Origin of the sequence: Chromobacterium aquaticum (assembly GCF_021129195.1) — a bacterium.
In the GTDB taxonomy this organism is placed as follows: domain Bacteria; phylum Pseudomonadota; class Gammaproteobacteria; order Burkholderiales; family Chromobacteriaceae; genus Chromobacterium; species Chromobacterium aquaticum.
Genome location: NZ_JAJOHW010000113.1, coordinates 15847 through 39475 on the forward strand (window position 1 = coordinate 15847; position 23629 = coordinate 39475).

22 protein-coding genes are annotated in these 23629 nt (G+C 64.1%); 12 read left to right on the forward strand and 10 right to left on the reverse strand.

The features are described 5' to 3' along the window. The first annotated feature begins 40 nt into the window (after positions 1-40). The 7 genes from LQT98_RS17515 to LQT98_RS17545 all read left to right on the forward strand — a co-directional run bounded on the left by LQT98_RS17515 (position 41) and on the right by LQT98_RS17545 (position 5352). Positions 41-604, forward strand: a complete 564-nt coding sequence (locus LQT98_RS17515; protein ID WP_048411730.1) for a YqgE/AlgH family protein — start codon at positions 41-43, stop codon at positions 602-604. Continuing rightward, a complete protein-coding gene (gene ruvX / locus LQT98_RS17520) occupies positions 597-1025 on the forward strand; it encodes a Holliday junction resolvase RuvX (protein WP_369799220.1) in 429 nt (142 codons plus the stop codon). Before LQT98_RS17515 ends, ruvX begins: the two co-directional genes overlap by 8 nt. Before the next feature lie 5 nt (positions 1026-1030). Then, positions 1031-1546, forward strand: coding sequence for a DUF3592 domain-containing protein (locus LQT98_RS17525; RefSeq protein ID WP_231463894.1), 516 nt, complete (start codon positions 1031-1033; stop codon positions 1544-1546). Next, positions 1543-1998 (forward strand): DUF3592 domain-containing protein, encoded by a 456-nt coding sequence (locus LQT98_RS17530; protein WP_231463896.1) that lies wholly within the window; start codon positions 1543-1545, stop codon positions 1996-1998. Before LQT98_RS17525 ends, LQT98_RS17530 begins: the two co-directional genes overlap by 4 nt. Positions 1999-2088: 90 nt before the next feature. After that, positions 2089-2538 carry a hypothetical protein gene (locus tag LQT98_RS17535; protein ID WP_231463898.1) on the forward strand — a complete coding sequence of 150 codons (450 nt, stop codon included), beginning with the start codon at positions 2089-2091 and terminating at the stop codon, positions 2536-2538. Positions 2539-2771: 233 nt separating this feature from the next. Next, on the forward strand, positions 2772-4688 hold the full coding sequence (locus LQT98_RS17540) for a sensor histidine kinase (protein WP_231463900.1): 1917 nt from the start codon (positions 2772-2774) through the stop codon (positions 4686-4688). Next, entirely contained in the window at positions 4666-5352 is a 687-nt protein-coding gene (locus LQT98_RS17545; protein WP_231463901.1) for a response regulator transcription factor, read from the forward strand. The genes LQT98_RS17540 and LQT98_RS17545 overlap by 23 nt, the downstream gene beginning before the upstream one ends. 63 nt (positions 5353-5415) lie before the next feature. Here the strand turns inward: LQT98_RS17545 and ylqF are convergent, their stop codons facing one another. The 8 genes from ylqF to LQT98_RS17585 form a co-directional block, all read right to left on the reverse strand. Further along, on the reverse strand, positions 5416-6351 hold the full coding sequence (gene ylqF, locus LQT98_RS17550; protein ID WP_231463903.1) for a ribosome biogenesis GTPase YlqF: 936 nt from the start codon (positions 6349-6351) through the stop codon (positions 5416-5418). A 3-nt stretch (positions 6352-6354) separates the two neighbouring features. Then, positions 6355-6567, reverse strand: a complete 213-nt coding sequence (locus LQT98_RS17555) for a DUF3820 family protein (protein WP_019100859.1) — start codon at positions 6565-6567, stop codon at positions 6355-6357. Positions 6568-6818: 251 nt separating this feature from the next. Further along, entirely contained in the window at positions 6819-7166 is a 348-nt protein-coding gene (locus tag LQT98_RS17560) for a DUF4870 family protein (RefSeq protein WP_231463905.1), read from the reverse strand. A gap of 34 nt (positions 7167-7200) precedes the next feature. Next, a complete protein-coding gene (locus LQT98_RS17565; RefSeq protein WP_231463907.1) occupies positions 7201-7761 on the reverse strand; it encodes a hypothetical protein in 561 nt (186 codons plus the stop codon). Positions 7762-8047: 286 nt separating this feature from the next. Continuing rightward, on the reverse strand, positions 8048-9667 hold the full coding sequence (locus tag LQT98_RS17570; protein ID WP_231463926.1) for an electron transfer flavoprotein-ubiquinone oxidoreductase: 1620 nt from the start codon (positions 9665-9667) through the stop codon (positions 8048-8050). 101 nt (positions 9668-9768) lie between these two features. Next, positions 9769-12180 (reverse strand): mechanosensitive ion channel domain-containing protein, encoded by a 2412-nt coding sequence (locus LQT98_RS17575; RefSeq protein WP_231463909.1) that lies wholly within the window; start codon positions 12178-12180, stop codon positions 9769-9771. 60 nt (positions 12181-12240) lie between these two features. Further along, positions 12241-13434: a CaiB/BaiF CoA transferase family protein gene (locus tag LQT98_RS17580; RefSeq protein WP_048411737.1), complete on the reverse strand. Its 1194-nt coding sequence runs from the start codon at positions 13432-13434 to the stop codon at positions 12241-12243. A gap of 111 nt (positions 13435-13545) precedes the next feature. Continuing rightward, positions 13546-14733 carry an acyl-CoA dehydrogenase gene (locus tag LQT98_RS17585; RefSeq protein WP_048411738.1) on the reverse strand — a complete coding sequence of 396 codons (1188 nt, stop codon included), beginning with the start codon at positions 14731-14733 and terminating at the stop codon, positions 13546-13548. A 161-nt stretch (positions 14734-14894) separates the two neighbouring features. On the opposite strand from LQT98_RS17585, the gene LQT98_RS17590 reads away from it, so the two are divergent. Next, the gene (locus LQT98_RS17590; protein WP_231463911.1) at positions 14895-15662 is read left to right on the forward strand and encodes an IclR family transcriptional regulator; all 768 of its coding nucleotides are present in this window, start codon (positions 14895-14897) and stop codon (positions 15660-15662) included. A gap of 23 nt (positions 15663-15685) precedes the next feature. Here LQT98_RS17590 and LQT98_RS17595 read toward each other — a convergent pair whose 3' ends face one another. Continuing rightward, positions 15686-16120: a CBS domain-containing protein gene (locus LQT98_RS17595; protein WP_048411740.1), complete on the reverse strand. Its 435-nt coding sequence runs from the start codon at positions 16118-16120 to the stop codon at positions 15686-15688. Positions 16121-16298: 178 nt separating this feature from the next. Beyond that, complete coding sequence (gene argB, locus LQT98_RS17600; protein WP_369799221.1) at positions 16299-17168, reverse strand: acetylglutamate kinase; 870 nt, start codon at positions 17166-17168, stop codon at positions 16299-16301. Between the two features lie 168 nt (positions 17169-17336). Between argB and LQT98_RS17605 the strand changes: the two genes are divergently transcribed. From LQT98_RS17605 to LQT98_RS17620, 4 genes are read left to right on the forward strand one after another with little or no spacing between them, the layout of a single operon-like run. Then, on the forward strand, positions 17337-17993 hold the full coding sequence (locus LQT98_RS17605) for a TetR/AcrR family transcriptional regulator (protein WP_048411742.1): 657 nt from the start codon (positions 17337-17339) through the stop codon (positions 17991-17993). 1 nt (position 17994) lies between these two features. Further along, complete coding sequence (locus LQT98_RS17610) at positions 17995-19059, forward strand: efflux RND transporter periplasmic adaptor subunit (RefSeq protein ID WP_231463913.1); 1065 nt, start codon at positions 17995-17997, stop codon at positions 19057-19059. Positions 19060-19066: 7 nt separating this feature from the next. Continuing rightward, positions 19067-22120, forward strand: a complete 3054-nt coding sequence (locus LQT98_RS17615) for an efflux RND transporter permease subunit (protein ID WP_231463915.1) — start codon at positions 19067-19069, stop codon at positions 22118-22120. A gap of 40 nt (positions 22121-22160) precedes the next feature. Continuing rightward, a complete protein-coding gene (locus LQT98_RS17620) occupies positions 22161-23471 on the forward strand; it encodes a TolC family outer membrane protein (RefSeq protein ID WP_231463917.1) in 1311 nt (436 codons plus the stop codon). Positions 23472-23629: the final 158 nt, after the last annotated feature.

Genomic DNA, 23629 nt, shown 5'->3' on the forward strand with positions numbered 1-23629 from the left:
CGCATCTACCCAGCCAGCCCACTTATGCCATAATGGCCGCATGGAACCGCTATCGTTGTCCAATCACTTCTTGATCGCCATGCCCAATATGGCGGACCCGCTGTTCTCGCGCTCGCTGGTGTATCTATGCGAGCACGGCGAGCACGGCTCCATGGGCCTGATCATCAACAAGCCTTCCGGCATCGCCATGGCGCAGCTGTTCGACCAGATCGACCTGCCATTGGACGGTGAATCGCTGCGCGCCGAGCCCATCTACTTCGGCGGCCCGGTGCAACCGGATCGCGGCTTCGTGCTGCACATGCCGGTGGGCAATTGGCAATCCAGCCTACTGGTCACCGACGATATCGCGCTGACCACGTCCAAGGATGTGCTGATAGCGGTATCCGAGGATCACAATCAGCCGGAACGCATGCTGATCACGCTGGGCTATTCCGGCTGGAGCGCCGGCCAGCTGGAGCAGGAAATCGCCGACAACGGCTGGCTGACGGTGCCGGCGCGTCCGGACATCATCTTCGGCCTGCCTTGCGAAGAACGCTACGACGCCGCGATGGCGCTGCTGGGCTTCGATCCCTCGCTGTTGTCCACGGATGTCGGCCATGCCTGAAGGCTGCGCACTGGCATTCGACTTTGGCGAGCGCCGCATCGGCGTCGCCGTCGGGGACACCATCGTGGGCATTCCCCATCCGCTCATCACCATAGACACCGAAATCAACGATGCGCGCTTTGCCGCCATCGCCGCCTTGATCGCGGAATGGCAACCGGCTCAGCTGGTGGTGGGGCTGCCCATGCATATCGACGGCACCGAGCACCAGATGACGCAGTTGGCGCGCCGCTTCGCCAACCGGCTGAAGGGCCGCTACGGTCTGCCGGTGTGGCTGGTGGATGAGCGGCTGACCTCGGTGGTGGCCGAATCCATGCTGGAAGAAGCCGGCGTGCGCGGCCGCAAGCAGAAGCCGGCGCTGGACCAGGTGGCGGCCCAGGCCATCCTGCTGACCTGGTTCGAGCACCCCGGCCACGCGGTCTGAACCCGATGAGATTATCGCCGCAAGCCCGGCTCAGCGCGCTGATGCTGGCCTTCCTGGCCAGCCTGCTGGGCCTGATCGCCATCCTGCTGACGCCGCATCAGCTGCGGGAATGGCGCAATGCGCCAGGCCATGTCGAAAGCAGCCGCATGCTGGTGGTGTCCAGCGCCGAACACCCGGACCAATTCTACTGGCAGCCCTATGTGCAATACCTGTACACGGTGCGCGGCCAGGTCTACCACAACGACCGGCTGTTCGCCGTCGACAAGGCCCTGCCCGGCGACCGCAGCAACGCCGACGATCTGACCCGGCGCTTCCCCGCCGGCAAGGCGATCACCGTCTACTACAATCCGCGCAGCCCGGCCGAATCGGTGCTGATCAAGGGCGGCGACAGCGATATCGGCAGCGCCAAATTCATCCTGGCGGCGCTGAGCGCGCTGTTCGGCTGGGCGCTGCTGTACCGGCTGCGCGCGCGGCTGCCGCTGCCGCGCCGGCGCATTCAACGCGGCGCGCGCGTCCCATGAGCGAGAAAGTCATCGCCCTGCTGCTGATCGCCATCGGCGCGGCCATTTCCATCTATCTATGGCAGCAGTCTGCCAAGGCGCAGCAAGCCGCCAGCTGGCCCAGCACGACCGGCAAGATCGTCTCCAGCGAAGTGGACTGGCGCCAGATGCGCGGCGGCGACAGCTCGGACCGCAAGGAGTACCGCGCCATCGTGCGCTATGAATACCTGGTGGCCGGCAGCGTCCACCACGCGCAGCAACTGCGCTTCCCCAACCCCGGCTACGGCGGCAGCGAGCAGCAGGCGCGGGACATCGTCCAGCATTATCCGGCCGCCCAGGCCGTGCAGGTGTTCTACAACCCGCAGAATCCCGAAGAAGCCTGCCTGGAGCCGGGCAAGCACTGGACGGTGTGGCTGGGCCAGGCGATGGCCGCGCTGATCGCCCTCATCGGCCTGTTCTGGCTGCGCCGCTGAGCCGCAATATCTGGCAATACTTTAGCCATGGCGCGGAACGCCGCGCGGCGGCTATAACTCAGTCAGTTCCCGTCTCCATCTGGATTCGTCATGAGCAGCACCATCACCCAAGCCGCGCAGATCTCGCTGGCCAGCGCCGCCTTGCTCAATGGCGGCGTCGCGCCCTCGCCGGTGCAGCAGTCGGCGCAAGCTTCGCCGGAACTGGCGGCCCAGGCCGCGCAGCTGGCGGCGGACGCCAGCGCCATCGTGACACTGGGCGGCGCCAGCGCTAGCGACCCCAGCTATAACGCGGCCGGCTTGCTCAACAGCTTCACCCAGGCCGGCACCCTGCAAGGCGGCCTGCTCAGCGTCGGCAACGCCGCGGATACCGCGCAGCAAAGCAGCGATCAGCAAGTGGTCGGCCAGTTGCTGGGCGGCGGCAGTAGCAGCAGCGCCGGCCTCAGCAATGCCTGGGCCTCGGTATTGCGCAGCAATCCCGAACTCGCCGGCCAGGCGATGCAAAGCAATCTCGACAGCGGCATCATCGACACCCTGGCCTGAGCCCCCCTCGCGTTCCGCCGGACTTGCCCGCGCGGCATCCACTCCGTCTCTGCCATTTGACCGCCGTCGGGCGCTGCTCGCGCTTACCAGCCAAGATAAACAATTAAATAACCGTTATTGATTATGCGAAATATATAGTGTTTAATTTTTATAATAGCTACTGATAGCCACTGACAAAAAATGACATTGCCGTCACAATGTCGCCCCATCTGAAACTCCTCGCCGCCTAGCCGATGCCTCGCGCGCTGCCGATACTGCTATTGCTGTGCCTGTTCTTCGCCGCCCATGCGGCGCAAGCCGGCTTTCGTCCGTTCAGCGAACGGGACGCCAGCGCTTTTTGCAGCGCTGACGCCAGTCTGGGCATAGAACAGATTTCCAGCCCCGACTGGCAAGCACGCTTCCAGCCGCTGCCAGACGGCAAGCTGGCGCGCGGCTATGGCCACGATACGTGCTGGCTGCGGCTAAAGCTGCAGGCTTTGCCTCCGCACCCCTGGCTGGAGCTGATTCCCAGCTATCTGGCGCGCTTGAGCCTGTATCAGCCCTTGCCGGGCGGCGGCTGGCAGCGCAAGGACATCGGTTCCTGGCTGCCGGTGTCCACCATGGAGCTCCCGCTGAGCACCGCCGGTTTTTCGCTGCAGCCGCGCGAGCAAACCGTCTTCATCAAAGTCCAGTCGCTGACGCTGAACGCGCAACCGCGCCTGTGGAGCGAACCTGAGCTGGTCGCTCATCACAATGAGCGCCTGCTGCAGCTGGGCTTGATCTACGGCTATATGCTGACCATGGTGCTGATTGCGCTGGCAGCCTGGCTGATCATCCGCCAAGTGCAGCACGCCAAGCTGTTCGGCTACATCCTGGCGGTGGCCTGCCACCGCTTCGCCACCGACGGCATGGCCAGGCTGCTGCTGTTCCCGGAGCAGCCCAAGATCGCGCTGCTGTGCAACTACATCGGCCTGGGCGCCGCCGTCATCTTCGGCTGCGCCTACTTCGCCCAATTGCTGGGACTGAAGGACGGCCATCCGCGCACTTACCGCCTGTACCAGCTGCAGGCGGCCACCGGCGCCGCCACCATCGCCTGCGCGCTGTTCTGGCCCTACGGCCTGGCTTACAGCATCCCGCTCACCCTGTACGCCATCATCGTCATCAATTTGTTGAGCATGCCGATCTGCTGGCGGCTGTGGCAGCGCAACGGCGGCGGCGACCGCCTGATCGCGCTGCACTTGCCCACCAATCTGGCGCTCAATATCCCCGCGCTGTTATTGCACCTGGGCCACATCCCTTATCAATCCTGGATTCAGGAATACGGCCGCCTGGCGGACCTGCCCCCCATCACCCTGCTCTACATCGGCCTGTTCCTGCGCATGCGCACGCTGGAACGCGAGCGCATCGAAGCCTTGCACCAGGCCAGCCAGGCCCAGGCCGACAGCCAGCGCCAGCGCGAAGCGCGCGAGGAGCAGGCCGATCTGCTGGCGATGATCACCCATGAAATCCGCACCCCGGTGGCCATCATAGACGCCGCCAGCAGCAGTTTGCGCCTGTTGGAGGAGGATGAACCGGCGCAAGCGGTGCAGGCCCAGCGCCAAGCCCGTCACGAACGCATTCATCGCGCGCTGCAGCGCATGCAGGAATTGATGCTGCTGGCGGAACAGCACGGCCGCGCCGGCGTGGTCGACGCCGGCCTGCACAGCCAGTCACTGGATTTGCTGGAACTGACCCGGCAGACGCTGGAACACCTGGAGGCCGGCACCCAAGGCCGCTTCTGGCTGCAAAGCGGCGGGCCGAGCATGCCGCTGTGCGGCGACGCGCAACTGCTGTCTGTGCTGTTGCAAAACTTGATGGAAAACGCCTTGAAGTACGCGCATCCGGACACGCCTATCCAGATCGGCATCCACCATCGCGGCGATCACATCATCTGGCAAATCAGCGATCACGGCCCCGGCATCGCCCCAGGCCAGGAAGAAGCGATCTTCCAGCGCTTCACCCGGCTGGCGGAAACCAGCAACCGCCCTGGCCTGGGCCTGGGCCTGCACTTGGCGCGGCGCATCGCCGTCCAGCACGGCGGCGAACTAGGCCTGGACCCGCACTGGCCCCACGGCGCCAGCTTCATCTTGCATCTACCGAAAGCCGTTCATGATCAATATAGCCTTGCTTGAAGACAATCCGGACTTGCGCGAGGAACTACTGTTCCAGCTCGGCCGCAGCGGCTATCAAGCCGCCGGCTTCGCCTGCGGCCAGGACCTGGAGCGCCATCTGGCCGAACACCCCTGCCGCTTGCTAATCCTGGATCTGGGCCTGCCCGATGTGGACGGCCTGGAGCTGAGCCGGCGGCTGCGCGCCAGCCATCCCAGCCTGGGCCAGGTCATGCTCACCGCGCGCGGCGCGCTGGACGACAAGGTGCAGGGGCTGCAGCAAGGCGCCGACGCCTATCTGGTCAAGCCGACGCCGCTGCCGGAACTGCTGGCCACACTGGCCAGCGTGCTGCGGCGGCTGGACGGCAGCGCTCCCGCCCGCGCCGCGGGCTGGCGCTACCATGCCGCCAACCGCATGCTGACCGCGCCCAACGGCCAGCAATTGCACCTGACCCACGCCGAACACCAGGTGCTGGCCACCATGTTGCGGCGGGCGCCGGAGCCGGCTCACCGCCGCGAGCTGGCCGAGGCGCTGGGCGCCAATTATCTGCATTACGACGAACGCCGGCTGGAAACCCTGATCAGCCGCCTGCGCCGCAAGCTCAGCGGCATCGCGCCGCAACACAATCCCATTCTTGCCGCCAGGGGCGTGGGCTATGGTTTCAGCGAACCCTGCCAGCCGCTTTGAGGCGGTAAAAAAAAGCGCGGCCCGCAATGGGCCGCGCTTGGGCGAACAAGAATGGACTCAAGCTCAACGGCGGCCGGACTTCTTGCTGTCCCGCTCCTGCTGCCGGGCTTCGCGCTCGGCCGCGCGGATGGCGGCCAATTCCTTGGCCCGCTTTTCCCAGGCCAGCCATTCTTCCGGCCGTTCCAGCGTGATGCGGCCGATATTGCCGTCGCGAAAATCGGTCAGCACGAGCTCGGCGGCCTTCTGCACATTGATCTTGCCGCCGGACTGCACCGCGCCGCGCTTGCGGCCTATCATTTCCAGCACCTGCCAATCCTGCAGGCCGGCGATGTCGTCCAGCTTGTAACGGGCGCTCAATTCCGGCACATAGTGCTGTATCAGATACTTGAGCAACTCCAGCGTCACTTCCTCTTCGTCCATCGCATTGCGCCCCACCGCGCCGCTGGCCGCCAGATTGTAGCCACCCTCTTCCACCTCGATCTTGGGCCACAACATGCCCGGGGTGTCGAACAGCTCCACGTCGTCGGCCAGGATGATGCGCTGCTCGTTCTTGGTGACGCCGGGCATATTGCCGGTCTTGGCCACCTTGCGGCTGCTCATGCTATTGATCAGCGTGGACTTGCCCACATTGGGAATGCCGCAGATCAACACCCGCAGCGGCTTTTCCAGGCCGCCGCGCGTCGGCGCCAGTTCACGACAGGCCGCCACCAGCTTTTGCGCCGGCGCGCGCTCGCCGGCGTCCATGCCCAGCGCCTGGGTGTTTTTCTTGGCGCGATACCACTCCAGCCATTGCTGGGTGGCGGCGGCGTCGGCCAAGTCCTGCTTGTTCAGAATCATCAGCCGCGGCTTGCCCTTGGCCATGCGCGCCAGCATGGGATTGGCGCTGGAAGCAGGCAGCCGCGCGTCCAGCATCTCGATGACCACGTCGATGTCTTTCAATCGCTCGGTCACGTCCTTGCGGGCCTTGTTCATATGGCCGGGGAACCATTGGATTGCCATGCTTCAGCGCTTTCTTATCGGATCAAGTAGATAGGTTAGGCCATTATGGTCCAGCTCCTGCATCAATTGCAGCAGACGGCCAATCTCGCCGGGTGGAAAGCCTTCGCGGGCGAACCAGTTCAGATAGTTGCCGGGCAAATCGCAGATCAGCGTGCCCTTGTGTTTGCCAAACGGCATGGCCCGGGTCACCAGGCTTTGCAAATCATCGGCTTGCATTGCGCCCCTCGTTCAAACAGCTTGCGCATTGTGCCAAAACCGCGGCGCGCTGGCCATGCCCGCGCCCCTGGCTTGACATGGCGCAAGCGCCGGCCGGGTTTTGCTGGGGGCGGTCAGGCGCGGGGTTTAGCATGTAGGCGGCCTTCAAAAACCAGCGGCGCGCCAGCCGCCTATTTTCCGGTTCGCGCAGAACCTTTTCGGGCGCCGGGCATTGCATATGCCCGCGCCCGCTCTTTTTGTCCAGCGGACACTCACTCCGGCATCGGCTTACCGTCGTTGAAATTCAGGAAACCGCGCACGATGCGGTAGACATACCATACCCAAGTGGCGCCCAGGATCACGAAACCCACCAGGATCCAGGCCAGCGCCACGCCCAGCACCGTGCCGAGCAAGGCCCACCAGAAGGTACGGATCTGCCAGTTGAAATGGCTTTCATAACGCGTGCCGCGCACATCGTCGCGCTTGACGTAGTTGATGATCACCGCCACCAAGCCGGTCAGGCCGACAAACAGGCTCACCGCCTGCAGGATATAGACCACCAGGGTCAGATTATTCAGTTTGCGTTCGTCTTCTTGCGTGATCACTTCCAGCGACATCATGCCTCCCCGGCTCAAAATTCATGCGGAACAATTATCAAGATACTCTAGCCAGCAAGGCTTGCAAGCGCCGCTCGCAATGCCGCGCCAGCCTGGCCCTGCCACCCGCCAGCGACAGCGCCACTTCGGCGCTGCGGCTCCAGGCCTGCAGGCAAAGCTCGCCACCGGCGTCCGCCACCAGGATGGGCAGCGCCGGCGTGAACGGCAGTCCGGCTTGTTCCGACCATGCGCGACAGCGTCGGTTCGCCAGATCCAGCCGGGAAAACACCTCCACCGTCACCAACACATGGCTGAGCCCCAGCAGCAGGATACGCGCCGCCAGCCAGTCCGCCGCGTCGGCCAGCCGCGCCGGCGTTGCGCCACCCTGCTCGCGCCAGCGCTGCGCCGCCAGCAACATGGCCATCGCGCGCAGTTGCGGCAGCTGGCTTTCCAGCACATCGCCGGACTGGCGCGCGGCGCTGATCGGCGCCGCATCCGGCGCCGGGTGGTTGGCAAAGCGCTCGCCGTCGGTCAACACTCTGACCGGCACCGCATCGCTGGGGCATAGCAGGGACCAAGACTGGCGCGCGATTTGCGCGGCATCGCTGACTTCATTCATGGGACGGACCTCCTGGGGTCTGGCCTGGCTTCCGGAGGTCATGTATTTCGGGGAGGAAAAACAAATGCCGCCGGTAGCGCGGCGGCATTTATCGGGAATCTTGCTAGTGCTGGGTCAATCTTTCAGTTCACAGCCATCCCTTGGCGCCGCCGGTGTGCGGTACCAATAAAAATAGCTGTTGAAGAAGGCGAAAGATTGGGTCATGTCGACCATGCTGCCAACAATCGGCCCGGCTTGTCAAGAAAAACCCCGGAGCACGCTCCGGGGTTTCGCCAAATCATCCCGCTTACATATTGGGATAATTGGGGCCGCCGCCGCCCTCGGGCACGGTCCAGACGATGTTCTGGGTCGGGTCCTTGATGTCGCAGGTCTTGCAGTGCACGCAGTTCTGCGCGTTGATCTGCAGCTTGGGCTCGCCTTCTTCCCGACCGACGATCTCGTAGACCCCGGCCGGGCAGTAGCGCTGTTCCGGCGCGTCGTACTTGGCCAGGTTGAACTGCACCGGCACGCTGGCATCCTTCAGCTTCAGGTGCGGCGGCTGGTCCTCGCCATGGTTGGTGTTGGAGATGAACACCGAGGACAGGCGGTCGAAGGTCAGCACGCCGTCCGGCTTGGGATAGGCGATGGGCGTGCATTCGTCGGCCGGCTTCAGGCTTTGATGGTCGGCCTGGTGATGGCGCAGCGTCCACGGTGCCTTGCCGCGGAACAAAAAGGTGTCCAGCGCCGAATAAATCATCGCCGGCCACAGGCCCCAGCGGAAGGAGGGCCGGATATTGCGCACCCGGTGCAATTCCTCGTGCAGCCAGCTTTGCTTGAATTTCTGGCTGTAGGCGCTGGCTTCGCGCGCCGGCTGTTCCTCGCCCAGCAGCTCGAACACCGCTTCCGCCGCCAGCATCGCCGACTGCATCGCGGTATGGGTGCCCTTGATCTTGGGCACGTTGAGGAAACCGGCGGTATCGCCCACCAATAGGCCGCCGGGGAAGGTCAGCCGCGGCAGGCTTTGCAGGCCGCCCTCGGTCAGCGCGCGCGCGCCGTAGGACAGGCGGCGGCCGCCTTCGAACACCTTGCGGATGGCCGGATGGGTCTTGAAACGCTGGAATTCCTCGAACGGCGACAAATAAGGATTCTGGTAATCCAGGCCAATGACGTAGCCGACCACCATCTGGTTATTCTCCAGGTGATACATAAAGGAGCCGCCATAGGTGGCGGTATCCACCGGCCAACCCACGGTATGGGTGATGCTGCCCGGCTGATGCAGTTCCGGCTGCACCTCCCACAATTCCTTGATGCCGATGCCGTAGGTTTGCGGATCGGCCCCGTCGTGCAGGCGGAAGCGCTCGAACAGCGTCTTGGTCAGCGAGCCCCTACAGCCTTCGGCGAAAATGGTCTGCTTGGCCCACAACTCCATGCCCGGCTGCCAGGCGTCGGTTTTCTCGCCGTCCTTGCCTATGCCCATATCGCCGGTGGCCACGCCCTTGACCGAGCCGTCCTCGTGATAGAGCACTTCGGCGGCGGCGAAACCAGGGTAGATTTCCACGCCCAGTTCTTCGGCCTGCTGGCCGAGCCAGCGACAGAAGTTGCCGAGACTGACGATGTAGTTGCCGTGATTGTGCATCTGCGGCGGTGTCGGCAGCTGGATGGATTCGGTTTCGGTCAGGAACAGGAAGCGGTCGGACTTGGCCTCGGTGTTCAGCGGCGCGCCTTTTTCCTTCCAGTCCGGAATCAGCTCATTGAGCACGCGTGGTTCGATCACCGCGCCGGACAGGATGTGGGCGCCGATTTCCGAGCCCTTCTCCAATAGACAGACGCTGACCTCCCGGCCTTGCTCCGCCGCCAGTTGCTTCAGGCGAATCGCCGCGGTCAGCCCGGAGGGCCCGCCGCCGACGATCACCACATCGTATTCCATGTAATCGCGTTCCACTGCATCTCCTTAATCGCGCGCCAGGTTCAAATCACCCCATATCGCATGCATGTTGCATGGCGCGCGATCAAAAATCAAACAACCGTTTAAAAACTGTCAGCCGCCCGCCCACTGGGCCCGCGTCTGACTTCAATCTGTAAAGGCTCATCCTGTTGCAAATGCACATCGCGCTGCGGAAAGGGCAGTTCGATGCCGGCCTTGGCCAGCGCGCCGTCTATCATATGGCGCAGATCGCTGGCCACCAGCACGGAATCGGCTTCGCCGATGTCCAGCCAATACTCCAGCTCGAACTCCAGCGCGTCGGCGCCGAAGTTGCTGAACAGCACCCGCGGCGGCGGCTCCTTGAGCACCACGCCATGGCGCTCCGCCTCCGCCAGCAATAGATTGCACACCTCGCGCGGCGGGCTGCCGTAAGCCACGCCGATGGCGATTTTCCGGCGAATCCGCCGGTTGCTGTAAGTCCAGTTGGTCACCGCGCTCTCCACAAAGGTGGAGTTGGGAATCAGCGTCTCGATGCCGTCGCCGGCGCGCACCACCGAAGAGCGCAGCCCTATGCTGCTGACGGTGCCGCTGATGCCGCCGACCTGAACGAAATCGCCCACTTTCAGCGGCCGCTCCACCAGCAGCATCACGCCGCTGATCAGGTTCTTCAGCAGGTTCTGGGTGCCGAAGCCAATGCCGATCGCCAATGCGCCGCCAAGGAAGGCGAACACCGTCAACGGGATTTTGACCAGATTGAGCGCAAAGATCACCAACAGCGCGATCACGAACACATAGCTCCAGCGCCACCAGATATTGGCCGAGGCCTCGCTGACGCCCAGCCTACCCGTGGCCAAGCGCCGCAAGGCGCGCAGCAGCGCGGTGCTGGCGGCGTAGCCTATCAGCAACACCAGAATGGCGCCCAGGCTCTTGCCTATGGTCACGCTGCGGGTGGCCTGCACTTTCTGGCCGTTGATCTCCACGCTGTCGTCGGCGCTGAACAATTCATAATTCCACAGCGCCCGCGCCGCCTGCAACACACGCTCGCTCAAGCGGCGCGACACTTCCTGCGGCGTGCCCTCCGCCGGCGCGCCGACGTCGAACTCCTGCTGCAACAGCAAAATGCCGGTCAAGGCCGCCTGCACCGGCTGCTGGGCGGCGTTGACGATGTCCAGCCGCTGGCGCAGCAGCTGCAGCATCGCCAGCGCGTGGCCGCCGCCGCGATCCAGGCCGATGTCATGCTGCACATCCGCCATCTTGGCCATGGTCAGCTCCGCCTCTTTTTGCAGGTAGTCGCGCACCGCGCCCAATTCCTCGCCGGCCTGACGGCTGGCGCTGGCCACTTCGGCCAGATTGGCGGCCTTGCCGGCGTACAACTGATAGCGGTACTCCCAGATACCGCCCTCCTGCGAGTTCGCCTCCTGGCGGATGCGCATCAGCTGCACCGCGAGGTCGCTATTGTCCAGAGCCTGGCGCTGCTCGACTGTGCGCTGGGTCAAATCCTGTAACAGCGCGGCCTGCGCCGGCGCGTCCTTTTTCTGCTTCACGGCGCTCAACTGCCGCTCCAACTCCTCCAGCTCGGCCTTGACCCGGCGGCGGCGCAGCTCATGCGCGCCCATTTCCCGCTCCAGGCGCAGGCGCTCCTCTCCCAGCCTCCGTTGCACTCCATCCAGCTCCGCCGGCTGGAAGCGGACCTGTTTGCCGATACCATCCAGTTGTTTCCGCCACAAGTCCAACTGCGCCTGCAAAGTCTGCTGGCGGATGCGCAGCACCTGCCCCAAGGCGTCGAACTGCAGCAATTCCGACGCGCTGATGTCGCGGCGCCAGCGCGCGCCCTCCATCCGCCAGCGCAGCGCTTCGGCCTCGCCGGCCGCGGCCCCTTCCAGTTGCTCTCGCGCCTGGCGCAGGCTTACCTCGTTGAGCTTGAGGCTGTTGCGCATCGCCTCTTGCATCTGCGACAACATCAGCTGCTGCGCCTGCTGGGTATCTTTTTCCCAGCCGCCGGTCTGCAGTCGGCTGCGCAAGCCCTCCACCAAGGACACCGGATAGGGGCCGGCTTGCGCGAAGCCGCTCCAGTTCCGCAAGGCCTCTTCGGCCTCGGCTTGCTGCCTCAGCCTCTGATCGCGTTCTCCCGCGAGATCCAGCTGCCAGGCGTAGGACGCCACCAAGCGTTCCAGCAAGGCGCGGCGAAACAACAGCTCGCCCGGGGTAACGCCGGCCGGCAGCTTGTCCAGCTTGATGGTTTCCAATTGATCCAGCGCCTGCTGCGCCTCGGCCAGCTTATCCACCACGCTGACCGCGGGCGCCGAAGCCATCGGCTTGGCCGCGGGCTTGGACGCAGCCGGCAAGGCGACGGGTTTGGACGCGGCCGGCAAGGCGGCGTAGGCCGCGGCGCAGGACAAGAGCCCGGCAAACAGGCAACAGACGGCAAAGAAGCGGCTCTTCACGCTAGGCATTTCATTGAACAAGCGGTGGACCTTGCCCCGGCTCAGACCGCCGGCGGCAACTCGACCGCGCATTTTCGCACGAATCCGCACGCGGCACCCAGACCCAAACCATGCCAAAGGCATTTATTTGCGTCAGATCACGCCCGCCCCGCGCAAGCGGGCAATGTCGTCGGCACCGTAGCCGGCCTTCTCCAGCAAGGCATCGGTGTGCTGGCCCAGCCGGGGCGGCGCGTCGCGATATTGCGGCGGCGTGTCCGACAGTTTGATCGGGCAGGCCACCAGCGGCACGGCCAGGCCATCCGGGCCTGGCAATTCAATCTGCATCTGACGGTGCCGGATTTGCGGATCGGCGAAGGCCTCGTCCACGGTATTGATCGGCCCGCAGGGCACGCCGGCCTGATCCAACCGCGCCAGCCAGGCGTCGCGCGGCTGGGCCAGGAAACCGGCGGCCAATAGCGGCACCAGTTCATCCCGGTGCGCGACGCGCTGCGGATTGCTGGCGAAGCGGGCATCATCGGCCAGTTCCGGCCTGCCGATCAACTCGCACACCGAGCGGAACTGACGATCGTTGCCGCAGGCCAGGATGAAGTGGCCGTCGCCGGCGCACTTGAACACCTGATAGGGCACGATATTGGGATGGGCGTTGCCCAGGCGCGGCGGCACCGCGCCGCCCACCAGCCAGTTCATATTGACGTTGGCCAGCATCGCCAGCGCGCAATCGAACAAGGCCATGTCGATATGCTGGCCGCGCCCGCTGCCTTGCCGCGCCCACAGCGCGGCCTGGATCGCGTTGGCGGCGTAGAGTCCGGTGAACAGGTCGGTGACCGCCACCCCCACCTTGTGCGGCTCGCCGTCGGCCGGGCCGGTGATGCTCATCAGGCCGGACATGCCCTGCACGATGTAGTCGTAGCCGGCCATCTGCGCGTACGGCCCATCCTGGCCGAAGCCGGTGACCGAGCAATACACCAGCCGCGGATTGAGTTCGGCCAGGCTGGCGTAGTCCAGCCCATACTTGGCCAGCCCGCCCACCTTGTAGTTTTCGATCAGCACATCGGCGTCGGCGGCCAGCCGGCGGACAATTTCCTGCCCCTCCGGCTTGGCGATGTCCACGGTCAGCGATTTCTTGCCTCGGTTGGCGCACAGGAAATAGGCGGCGGTGCCGTCCGGCAAGCTGGGCGGCGCCCATTGCCGGGTATCGTCGCCACAGCCCGGGCGTTCCACCTTGATCACTTCCGCGCCCAGATCGGCCAGCAACTGGCCGGTCCACGGCCCCGCCAATACCCTGGACAAATCCAATACCTTGATGCCTTCCAGCGCGCCCGTCATCTGCGTCTCCCGCTACATGCAGCCCATCGAAAAAAAAGCGGCCCGGCAAGCCGGGCCTCCAAGGACAGACAGGAATAACGGCGCGGCCGGCCTCCCGACCGCGCCGGCTTATCAGGCAAATGCCTGAATACCGGTCTGGGCTCGGCCCAGAATCAAGGCATGCACATCATGCGTGCCTTCGTAAGTGTTGACCGCCTCCAGATTCATCACATGGCGGATCACATGAAATTCGTCGGCGATGCCGTTGCCGCCGTGCATATCGCGCGACAGCCGGGCGATGTCCAGCGCCTTGCCGCAGTTGTTGCGCTTGATCAGCGAGATCATTTCCGGCGCGGCCTTGCCTTCGTCCATCAGCCGTCCCACGCGCAGCGCCGCGTGCAGGCCCAGCGTGATCTCGGTCTGCATATTGGCCAGTTTCAGCTGGATCAATTGATTGGCGGCCAGCGGACGGCCGAACTGCTTGCGGTCCAGCGTGTACTGGCGCGCCGCGTGCCAGCAAAATTCGGCGGCGCCCAGCGCGCCCCAGGCAATGCCGTAGCGCGCCTTGTTCAGGCAGCCGAACGGACCTTTCAAGCCCTTGACACCGGGCAGGATGGCGTCTTCCGGCACCAGCACGTCGTCCATCACGATCTCGCCGGTAATGGAGGCGCGCAGCGAGAACTTGCCGTGGATCTTGGGCGCGGACAGTCCGGCCATGCCCTTCTCCAGCACAAAGCCGCGGATTTCGTCCTCGTCGTCCTTGGCCCAGACCACGAACACATCGGCCTGCGGGCTGTTGGTGATCCACATCTTGCTGCCATTGAGCAGATAGCCGCCGTCCACTTTGCGTGCCCGCGTCTTCATGCTGGCCGGGTCCGATCCCGAATCCGGCTCGGTCAGGCCGAAACAGCCCAGCCATTCGCCGCTGGCCAGCCGCGGCAGGTATTTATCCTTCTGCGCGTCCGAGCCGTAGGCCCAGATCGGATGCATCACCAAGCTGGACTGCACGCTCATCGCCGAACGGTAGCCGGAATCCACCCGCTCCACTTCACGCGCCACCAGTCCGTAGGCCACGTGGCTGAGGCCGGCGCAACCATAACCTTCGATAGTGCAGCCCAGCAGGCCGAGCTCGCCCATCTCGTTGATGATTTCGCGATCGAAGCGCTCTTCGCGATTGGCGCTCAACACCCGTGGAAACAGCTTGTCCTGACAGTAGTCATGAGCGCTCTGCTGCACCATGCGTTCTTCTTCACTCAGGCATTCGGCCAAAAGCAAAGGATCGTCCCAGCTGAACGGCGCGCGACTGGAGGGGGCTGCCATAGGTTCTGTCTCCGCGTTACTTGTTCCGCATTGCGGAACTTGGTTTCACATTGCAGAATAGACTAAAACACCGCCTGGACGGATGTAAAGCGATTTTGCGAAACTCGACGCCCGCCGGCGATACTCACCCCAATTGAGGCTGACAAAACAAGATGGATTCAATGGATTTGGAAACGGACAAGGACCGGCTGTTCGTCACCGCGCTAGCGCGCGGGCTGGAGGTATTGGCGGCATTCCGCCCCGGCGAACTGGCGCTGTCCAACCAAGAACTGGCCAAGCGTACCGGCCTGCCCAAGTCAACGGTGTCGCGTTTGAGCTACACCCTGACCCGGCTGGGCTATCTGGCTCAGGACGAGGACAACGGCCGCTATCGGCTGGGGCTGGCGGTACTGGCCCTGGGCTCCACGGTTCTGTCCAGCTACGACATCCGCCAGATCGCCGGGCCGCTGATGCGCGAGTTCGCGCAGGAGCAAGGCATGTCCATCAGCCTGGCGCTGCGCGACGGCAGCGACATGGTGTATCTGGAAACCTGCCGCAGCCCGGCACGCATTTCTGTGCAGCTGACGGTGGGCTCGCGGGTGCCGCTGGCCACCACCGCCATCGGCCGCGCGTATTACGCCGGCTTGCCGGCGGAGGAACAGCTCAAGCTGCAAGCGCTGCTGGCCGCGCGTTACAGCGCGGAATGGCCGGAAATAGGCGCGCGCCTGGAGGAGGCCCGCCAGGCCTACCTGCGCCAGGGTTATTCAGCGTCTTTCGGAGAATACGAACCGGATGTGATGGCCGTGGGCGTGCACCTGGCCGTGCCCGGCCAGGCGCCGATGGCCTTGAACGCCAGCGGGCCGGCCTTCGCGCTGGATGAAGACGCGATGCGTGCGCGCATCGCGCCGGCGTTGAAGGCCTTGCGCCAGCGGCTGGCGCCGCTGGGCTGAGCGCGCGGCTCCGTTCGCCGGGCTCAGGCGGACTGGATGTAATGGACCAGGTGATTGATCACCTGCTCCTGCTCTTCTATGGTGGCGCGCACCAGATCGCCGATGGACAGCATGCCCATCACCTCGCGGCCTTCCAGCACCGGCAGGTGGCGAATGCGCTTTTCCGTCATCAGCGCCATGCAGTCGTCCAAGGTCTGGCTGGGCGTCACGTAGACCACGCGGCTGGTCATGATGTCACGCACCTTGGTGCCGGCCGAGGTACGGCCCTGCAACACGATGCGCCGCGCATAATCGCGCTCGGAGAAGATGCCGATGATGCCGCCCTCCTCCATCACCAGCACCGCGCCGATATCGTTTTCCGCCATCACCTGCAGCGCCTGAAACACCGTGCTGTCCGGCGTCACGTAGACCAGAGCCCGATTTGGCTTGCTGTCCAACAACTGTCTTACCGTTTGCATGCATGTCCCCTTATCAAACCGGCACGCCGGCGCTGCAAGATGCTGCGCTCGGCCCACGGCGACGCGGGCAAGCGCCCACTTATCCACTATAGTGCCGCCCGCGGAGCCTGTTCAAGCTTCCGCGAACCGGCGCGCCGCAAGGCGATAACGGCTGATGCGGCATGTGCCGCCCCCGTCATCAGGCCCGGATCATGGTGCCGACGCCGGCATCGGTCAGGATTTCCAGCAGCAGCGCGTGCGGCACGCGGCCATCGATGATGTGCACCGCGTTGACGCCGTTGCGCGCGGCATCCAGCGCCGAACTGATCTTGGGCAACATGCCGCCGTGGATGGTGCCATCGGCGAACAGTCCATCCACCTGCTGCGCAGACAAGCCAGTCAACAGCTTGCCGTTCTTGTCCAGCACGCCGGGGGTATTGGTCATCAGCACCAGTTTTTCCGCGCCCAGGGTTTCCGCCAGCTTTCCTGCCACCAGGTCGGCATTGATGTTGTAGGCCTCGCCGTCTTCGCCGACGCCGATCGGCGCCACCACCGGGATGAAGTCCTGACTGTCCAGCAAGGACACCAGCGCCGGATCGATGCTGGAGATTTCGCCTACTTGGCCGATGTCGATCTCGTCGTCGGTTTCTGATTTCAAATACATCTTGCTGGCGCGGATGAAATGCCCGTCCTTGCCGGTCAGGCCGACGGCCTTGCCGCCGTGCTTATTGATCAGCGACACGATTTCCTTGTTCACCAGGCCGCCCAGCACCATTTCCACCAAGTCCATGGTGTCGGAGTCTGTAACGCGCATGCCCTGGATGAACTCGCCCTGCTTGCCGACGCGGCTCAACAACTCATTGATTTGCGGGCCACCACCATGCACCACCACTGGATTGATGCCCACCAGCTTCAGCATCACCACGTCCTTGGCGAAGCCTTCTTTCAAGGCCGCGTCCGTCATCGCGTTGCCACCGTACTTGATCACCAGGGTCTTGCCGGAAAAACGGCGGATATAAGGCAGGGCTTCGGCAAGTATCAGGGCTTTTTCTGCTGCATCGGTCGGCACGGCGTTCTCCATGGTTGCGCCCGGCCGCTGCCGGCCGGACGAAAAACGATTCTGATCTGTTGCATTTTAATCAAGCCGATTAATGAACTGTGATTTATTAATTGCAGAACAGCGGCATTCTGCCCTACAGTCCAAAACATTAATGAACCAAGATTCAGCTATACAAACATGGCACAAGCTCCCTCCTCGCGCTGGCAGCGCAAAAAAGACGCGCGTCCCAGCGAAATCCTGGATGCAGCACTGGCCTTATTCGTTGAGAAAGGCTTCAGCGCCACCAAGATGGAAGACATCGCCCGCGCGGCCGGCGTGACCAAGGGCACGCCCTATCTGTACTTCCAGAACAAGGAAGACATCTTCAAGGCCATGGTGCTCCACCATCTGTCCAGCCGTCTCGGCGCCTTCGTCGAGCTGGAGCAACAGCATCAGGGCCCAGTGGGCGAGCTGCTGCAAATCCTGTTGCTCAAATGGTGGGACGAGGTGGGCGCCACGCCAGCCGCCGGCCTGTGCAAGCTGGCGATAGCCGAGGCCACCAATTTTCCGGAGCTGGCGCAGTTCTACACCAATGAAGTGATCTCGCCCTGTCTGAGCATGGTCGAGCACATTCTGCGCCGCGGCATGGACAGCGGCGAGTTTCGGCCGCTGCCCATCGCCAGCAGCTGCGACGCCCTTCTGGCGCCGCTGGTGATGGCGATGACCTGGGCGCATTCCTTCGCCAAGGTGGTGCCCGAAACCTGCGGCTATTCGCATCACCATTCCCGCGAACACCTGAGCGAAGCCTTGCAGCTGGTGCTGCAAGGCCTGAAGAATCCTTGCTACGAGAACTGACATGAGAACTGCAGCTCACTGCCTCTGGCTGACCATCGCCAGCCTGACTCTCGCCGCCTGCGGCAAGCCGGAAGCCCCGCCCGAAGCGCCGCGCCCGGTGCGTTATGTGGTGGCCGGTCAAACCGCCCAACAGCAGGGCGACAGCTACGCAGGCGAAATCCGCGCCCGCCACGAAACCAATCTAGCCTTCCGCGTGGCCGGCAAGGTGGTGGCCAAGCTGGCCAATAGCGGCGATCGAGTGAAGAAGGGCCAGGTGCTGGCGCGACTGGACCCCAGCGACTACGCGCTGGACCTGTCCGCCAAGCAGGCGCAGCTGGCGGCGGCGCAATCCGATCTCGGCCAGCAGGAACTGAATCTGAAACGCTACCGCGAGCTGTTGGCCAAGCAGTTTGTCAGCCAGTCCCAGGTGGACGGCCAGCAGAACGCGGTCAACGCCGCGCGCGCCAAGGTGGACCAAGCCAAGGCGCAACTGGCGGCCAGCCGCAACCAGACCGGCTACACCAACCTGGTGGCCGATGCCGACGGCGTGCTGAGCCAGATGGTGGCCGAACCCGGCCTGGTGGTGGCCGCTGGCCAGGCGATGGCGCGGCTATCGCAGGATGGCGCGCGCGAAGCCGCGATCCAAGTGCCGGAGAACGCGCTGGACAAGGTGCGTCGCGCCCGGCAGTTCCAGATCAGGCTATGGAACGGCGGCACGCCGCTAACGGGGACGCTGCGCGAACTGGCGGCGGACGCCGACCCGGCCACGCGCACTTATCCTGCGCGCATCGCCATCGACGGCGACTCCAGCCGCCTGCAGCTGGGCATGACCGCCAGCGCGGCCTTGCCGGACGCGGCCGCGGCGCAGCTGCGGCTGCCGCTGACCGCGCTGCTGGACGAGCAGGGCCGGCATTATGTCTGGCTGATCGGCGCCGCCGGCAAGGTGACGCGCCGCGCGGTGACGGTCAGCCGCATCGACGCCGAGTCCGCCGCCCTGTCCCAGGGCGTGCAGCCGGGCGACAAGATCGTCACCGCCGGCATCCATCTGCTGCGCGACGGCCAGTCCGTGAAACTGCTGGAGCGCTGAGACCGCGATGAAGAAACTGAATCTGTCGGAATGGGCGCTGCGCCACCAGTCGCTGGTGCGCTACCTGATGGTGATGCTGATGCTGGCCGGGGTCTGGGCCTATACCCAGCTGGGCCAGAAGGAAGATCCGGAATTCACCTTCAAGGCCATGCTGGTGCAAGCCTACTGGCCAGGCGCCAGCACGCTGGAAATGGAGCAGCAGGTCACCAACAAGCTGGAGGAGAAACTGCAGGAAATGGGCGAGATCGACTTCGTCCAGAGCTATACCAAGCCCGGCGAAAGCCTGCTGCTGATTTCGCTGCGCGAGGACGTGCCGCCCAAGAATGTTCAACAGCTGTGGTACCAGGTGCGCAAGAAGATAAGCGATATGCGCGCCAGCCTGCCCGCCGAGACCCAGGGGCCGTTCTTCAACGACGAGTTCGGCGACACCTTCGGCAATATCTACGCCTTCGCCGGCGACGGCTTCAGCTATGAAGAGCTGCGCCAATACCTGGAGGACGCCAAGCGCGAGGTCCTGCGCGTGCCGGACGTGGCCAAGGTCAGCCTGCTGGGCGTGCAGGAGCAGCGCGTTTACGTGGACCTCTCCAGCGCCAAGCTGGCCTCGTTGGGCCTGGACACCAGCGCGATCTGGAAAGCGCTGCAGCAACAGAACGCGATGATGCCCTCCGGCGTGTTCGAAACCGCCAGCGACCGCATCTGGGTGCGTCCCACCGGCAATTACCGCAGCGTGGACGCGATCGCCGCCACGCCGGTCACCGTCAACGGCAAGACCTTCCGCCTGGGCGACATCGCCGCGGTCAGCCGCGGCTATGTCGACCCGCCGCAAAACACCATGCGCTTCAACGGCAAGCCGGTGCTGGGCATGGCCATCACCATGAAAAGTGGCGGCGATGTGCTGCGCCTGGGCAATAATCTGAGCGCCACGATGCGGGAGATCCAGTCCAAGCTGCCGGTGGGCGTGGAAATCCACTCGGTGTCCGATCAGCCCAAGGTGGTCAAGAACGCGGTCAGCGAATTCATGCGCTCGCTGGTGGAGGCGGTGGTGATCGTGCTGGCGGTCAGCTTCTTCAGCCTGGGCCTGCGCACCGGCATCGTGGTGGCGCTGTCCATTCCGCTGGTGCTGGCGATGACTTTTCTGGCGATGTATTTCTTCAACATCGACCTGCAGCGCATCTCGCTGGGCTCGCTGATCATCGCGCTGGGCCTGCTGGTGGACGACGCCATCATCGCGGTGGAAATGATGGCTCTGAAACTGGAACAGGGCTGGAGCAAATTCCAGGCCGCCACCTTCGCCTACACCAGCACCGCCTTCCCGATGCTGACCGGCACCCTGATCACCGCCGCCACTTTCCTGCCGGTGGGCATCGCCAAATCCAATGCCGGCGAATATGTGTTCAGCCTGTTCGCCGTGGTCGGCATCGCGCTGGTGCTGTCCTGGATCGTCGCGGTGGTGTTCACCCCCTATCTGGGCTACAAGCTGCTGCCGGAAAACCTGCAGCAGCACGAGGCGCACGATGTCTACGACAAGCCGTTCTACCGCCGCTTCCGCCGGGTGGTGGAATGGTGCCTGGAACGGCGCAAGACCGTGATCGCGCTGACGCTGGCCGCCTTCGTGCTGTCCCTGCTCGCCTTCAAGCTGTTGGTGGCGCAACAGTTCTTCCCCTCCTCCAACCGACCGGAACTGATGGTGGACATGTGGCTGCCGCGCGGCGCCAGCTATCAGGCCACCGAAGCCGAAGTGAAAAAGCTGGAGACGCTGCTGGCGCGCGACAAGGACATCGTCAGCGTCACCAGCTATGTCGGCAGCGGCAGCCCTCGCTTCTACCTGCCGCTGGACCAGCAGCTGCAACACCTGAACTACGCCCAGCTGATGCTGATGACCCGCGACGAGCATGTGCGCGAGCAGGTGAAGAAACGGCTGGAGAAGCTGTTCGACAACGACTTCCCCAATGTGCGCGGCCGAGTGATCCGGCTGGAGAATGGCCCGCCGGTAGGCTATGCGGTGCAGTTCCGGGTGATGGGAGAGGACCACGCCAAGGTGCGCGCCATCGCCGCCCAGGTGGAAGCGCTGATGCGCGCGCATCCGTCCACCCGCCAGGTCAACATCAACTGGGGCGAACAGGTGAAGGCGCTGCGCATCCGCATCGACCAGGACAAGGCGCGCGCGCTCGGCCTGTCCTCGCAGCAATTGTCGCAGCAGTTGCAGATGCTGATCTCCGGCGCCACCATCAGCAGCTTCCGCGAGGATGACCAGGCCATCGCCATCGTCGCGCGGCTGAACCCGGGCGAGCGCAAGAATGTGGCCGGCCTTGGCAATCTGATGATACAAACCGGCAGCGGCCGCTTCGTGCCGGTGTCCCAGATCGGACACATCGAGTATCAGCCCGAGGAAAGCATCATCTGGCGGCGCAACCGCCTGCCGGCCATCACGGTGAGCGCGGACCCGGCCGAAGGGGTGCAAGGCGCCGACATTTCCCGGCAATTGCTGCCCAAGATGCAGGCGTTGGAAAAAACCCTGCCGCTGGGCTACCACATCGAGGCCGGCGGCACCATGGAATCCAGCGCCAAATCGCAGAAAGCCATCGCCGCGGTGGCGCCGCTGATGCTGGTGGTGGTGCTGACCCTGCTGATGCTGCAACTGCACAGCGTGCAGCGCACCATCATGGTGTTGCTGACCGCGCCGCTGGGCATGATAGGCGTGACGCTGACCCTGATCGCCTTCAGCGCGCCATTCGGCTTCGTCGCCATGCTGGGAGTCATCGCGCTGTCCGGCATGATCATGCGCAACTCGGTTATCCTAGTCGACCAGATCGAACACGATATCCGCGACGGCATCGATCCCTGGCACGCGATTGTCGGTTCCACAATTAGACGTTTTAGGCCTATCATGCTGACGGCATTGGCCGCCATCCTGGCGATGATACCGCTGAGCCGCAGCACCTTCTGGGGACCGATGGCCGTGGCCATCATGGGCGGACTGCTGGTGGCCACGGTGCTGACCCTGCTGTTCTTGCCGGCGCTGTACGCGCAGTGGTTCAAGGTAAGGCGGCCTCAAGCCTGAGCGCGCGATGAGACAAAACAAACCGAGCATACAAATACAAATGAACAAGACTCTATTCCGATCGCCCGTGCTGGGCAGTTTACTGCTGCTGGGCTTCGCGCTGCCGGTCCACGCTTTCGACCTGGTCGAAGCCTGGCGCGCCGCCCGCGACTACAACGCCGATTTCGCCGCCGCGCGCTCCGACCTGGACGCCGGCCGCGAAAAAGCGGTGCAGGGCCGCGCGCTGCTGCTGCCGCAAATCGGCGCCAGCGCCAACTACAACTACACCAACCCGATCATGCCGGCCGGCCAGGGCGGCTACGACGCCACCACCTATGGCGTCAATCTGCAGCAGCCGCTGTTCGACGTCGGCAAATACACCGGCTATCAGAAAGGCAAGCTGGCGACGCAGCAAGCCGAGACCAGCTTCGGCGCCGCCGAGCAGCAATTGATCCTGGACACCTCGCAAGCCTATTTCAATGTGCTGCTGGCCAAGGACACCCTATCCGCCACCAGCGCCAGCAAGAAGACCTTCCAGCAGCAGCTGGAGCAGGCCAAGACCGCCTTCGAAGTCGGCACCGCCACCATCACCGATACCCATGAAGCCCAGGCCGGCTACGATGGCGCGGTGGCACAGGAAATCAGTGCGGTCAGCAGCCTGGAACTGGCGGAAAACAATCTGCGCCGCGTCACCGGCCTGGACCCGAAAACCATACAGCCGGTGCTGGACAAGCTGCCGCTGGAACTGCCGACGCCGGCCACGCTGGAAGCCTGGATCGACCTCGCCCAGCGCAACAGCCTGAGCATCAAGGCCGCCGAACAAGCGCTGGGCATCGCCGACAAAAACGTCACCGAGAAAAAAGGCAACCACCTGCCCGTGGTCAGCCTGACCGCCGGCTACAGCGACAGCCAGACCCGCGCACCGCTGCAAGCGCCGCATACACGCGGCAGCAGCATAGGCGTGGGCGTCACCCTGCCCTTGTTCGCCGGCGGCGGCATCAACTCGCAAGTACGCGAAGCGGTGGCGCAGCAGGAATCCGCCAAGGACAAGCTGGAAGCCACCCGCCGCCAAGTGCGCGAAGACGTGCGCCGCACCTTCCTCGGCGTCACCAATGGCGCGGCGCTGGTGCGCGCCCAGGAGCAATTGCTGGTCTCGGCCAAGAGCAAGGTGGAGTCCACGCGCCTGGGCAAGGAAGTGGGCATCCGCACCAATATCGACCTGCTGCAGGCCGAGCAAGCCTATTATTCGACGCTGACCAGCCTGGCCACCGCCAAGTACAACTATCTGATCGCGCGCCTGTCGCTATCCCAGGCCGCCGGCCAACTGGATAGCGAGGTTCTGGGCAAGGTCAACGCCGTCATCCGCCGTTAAGCCTCCCCCTCCGCGGCCATGCCAATCCGACATGGCCGCCGCCTCTTTCCGCTCCCTCCTTCCCCCCGCTGACGTCCACGCAACAGGTGTTTAATTTTTTAGGTCATGTGTAGCTTTTTGCTAAACACAAACATAGAATGCCTGAGATGGTCAGACAG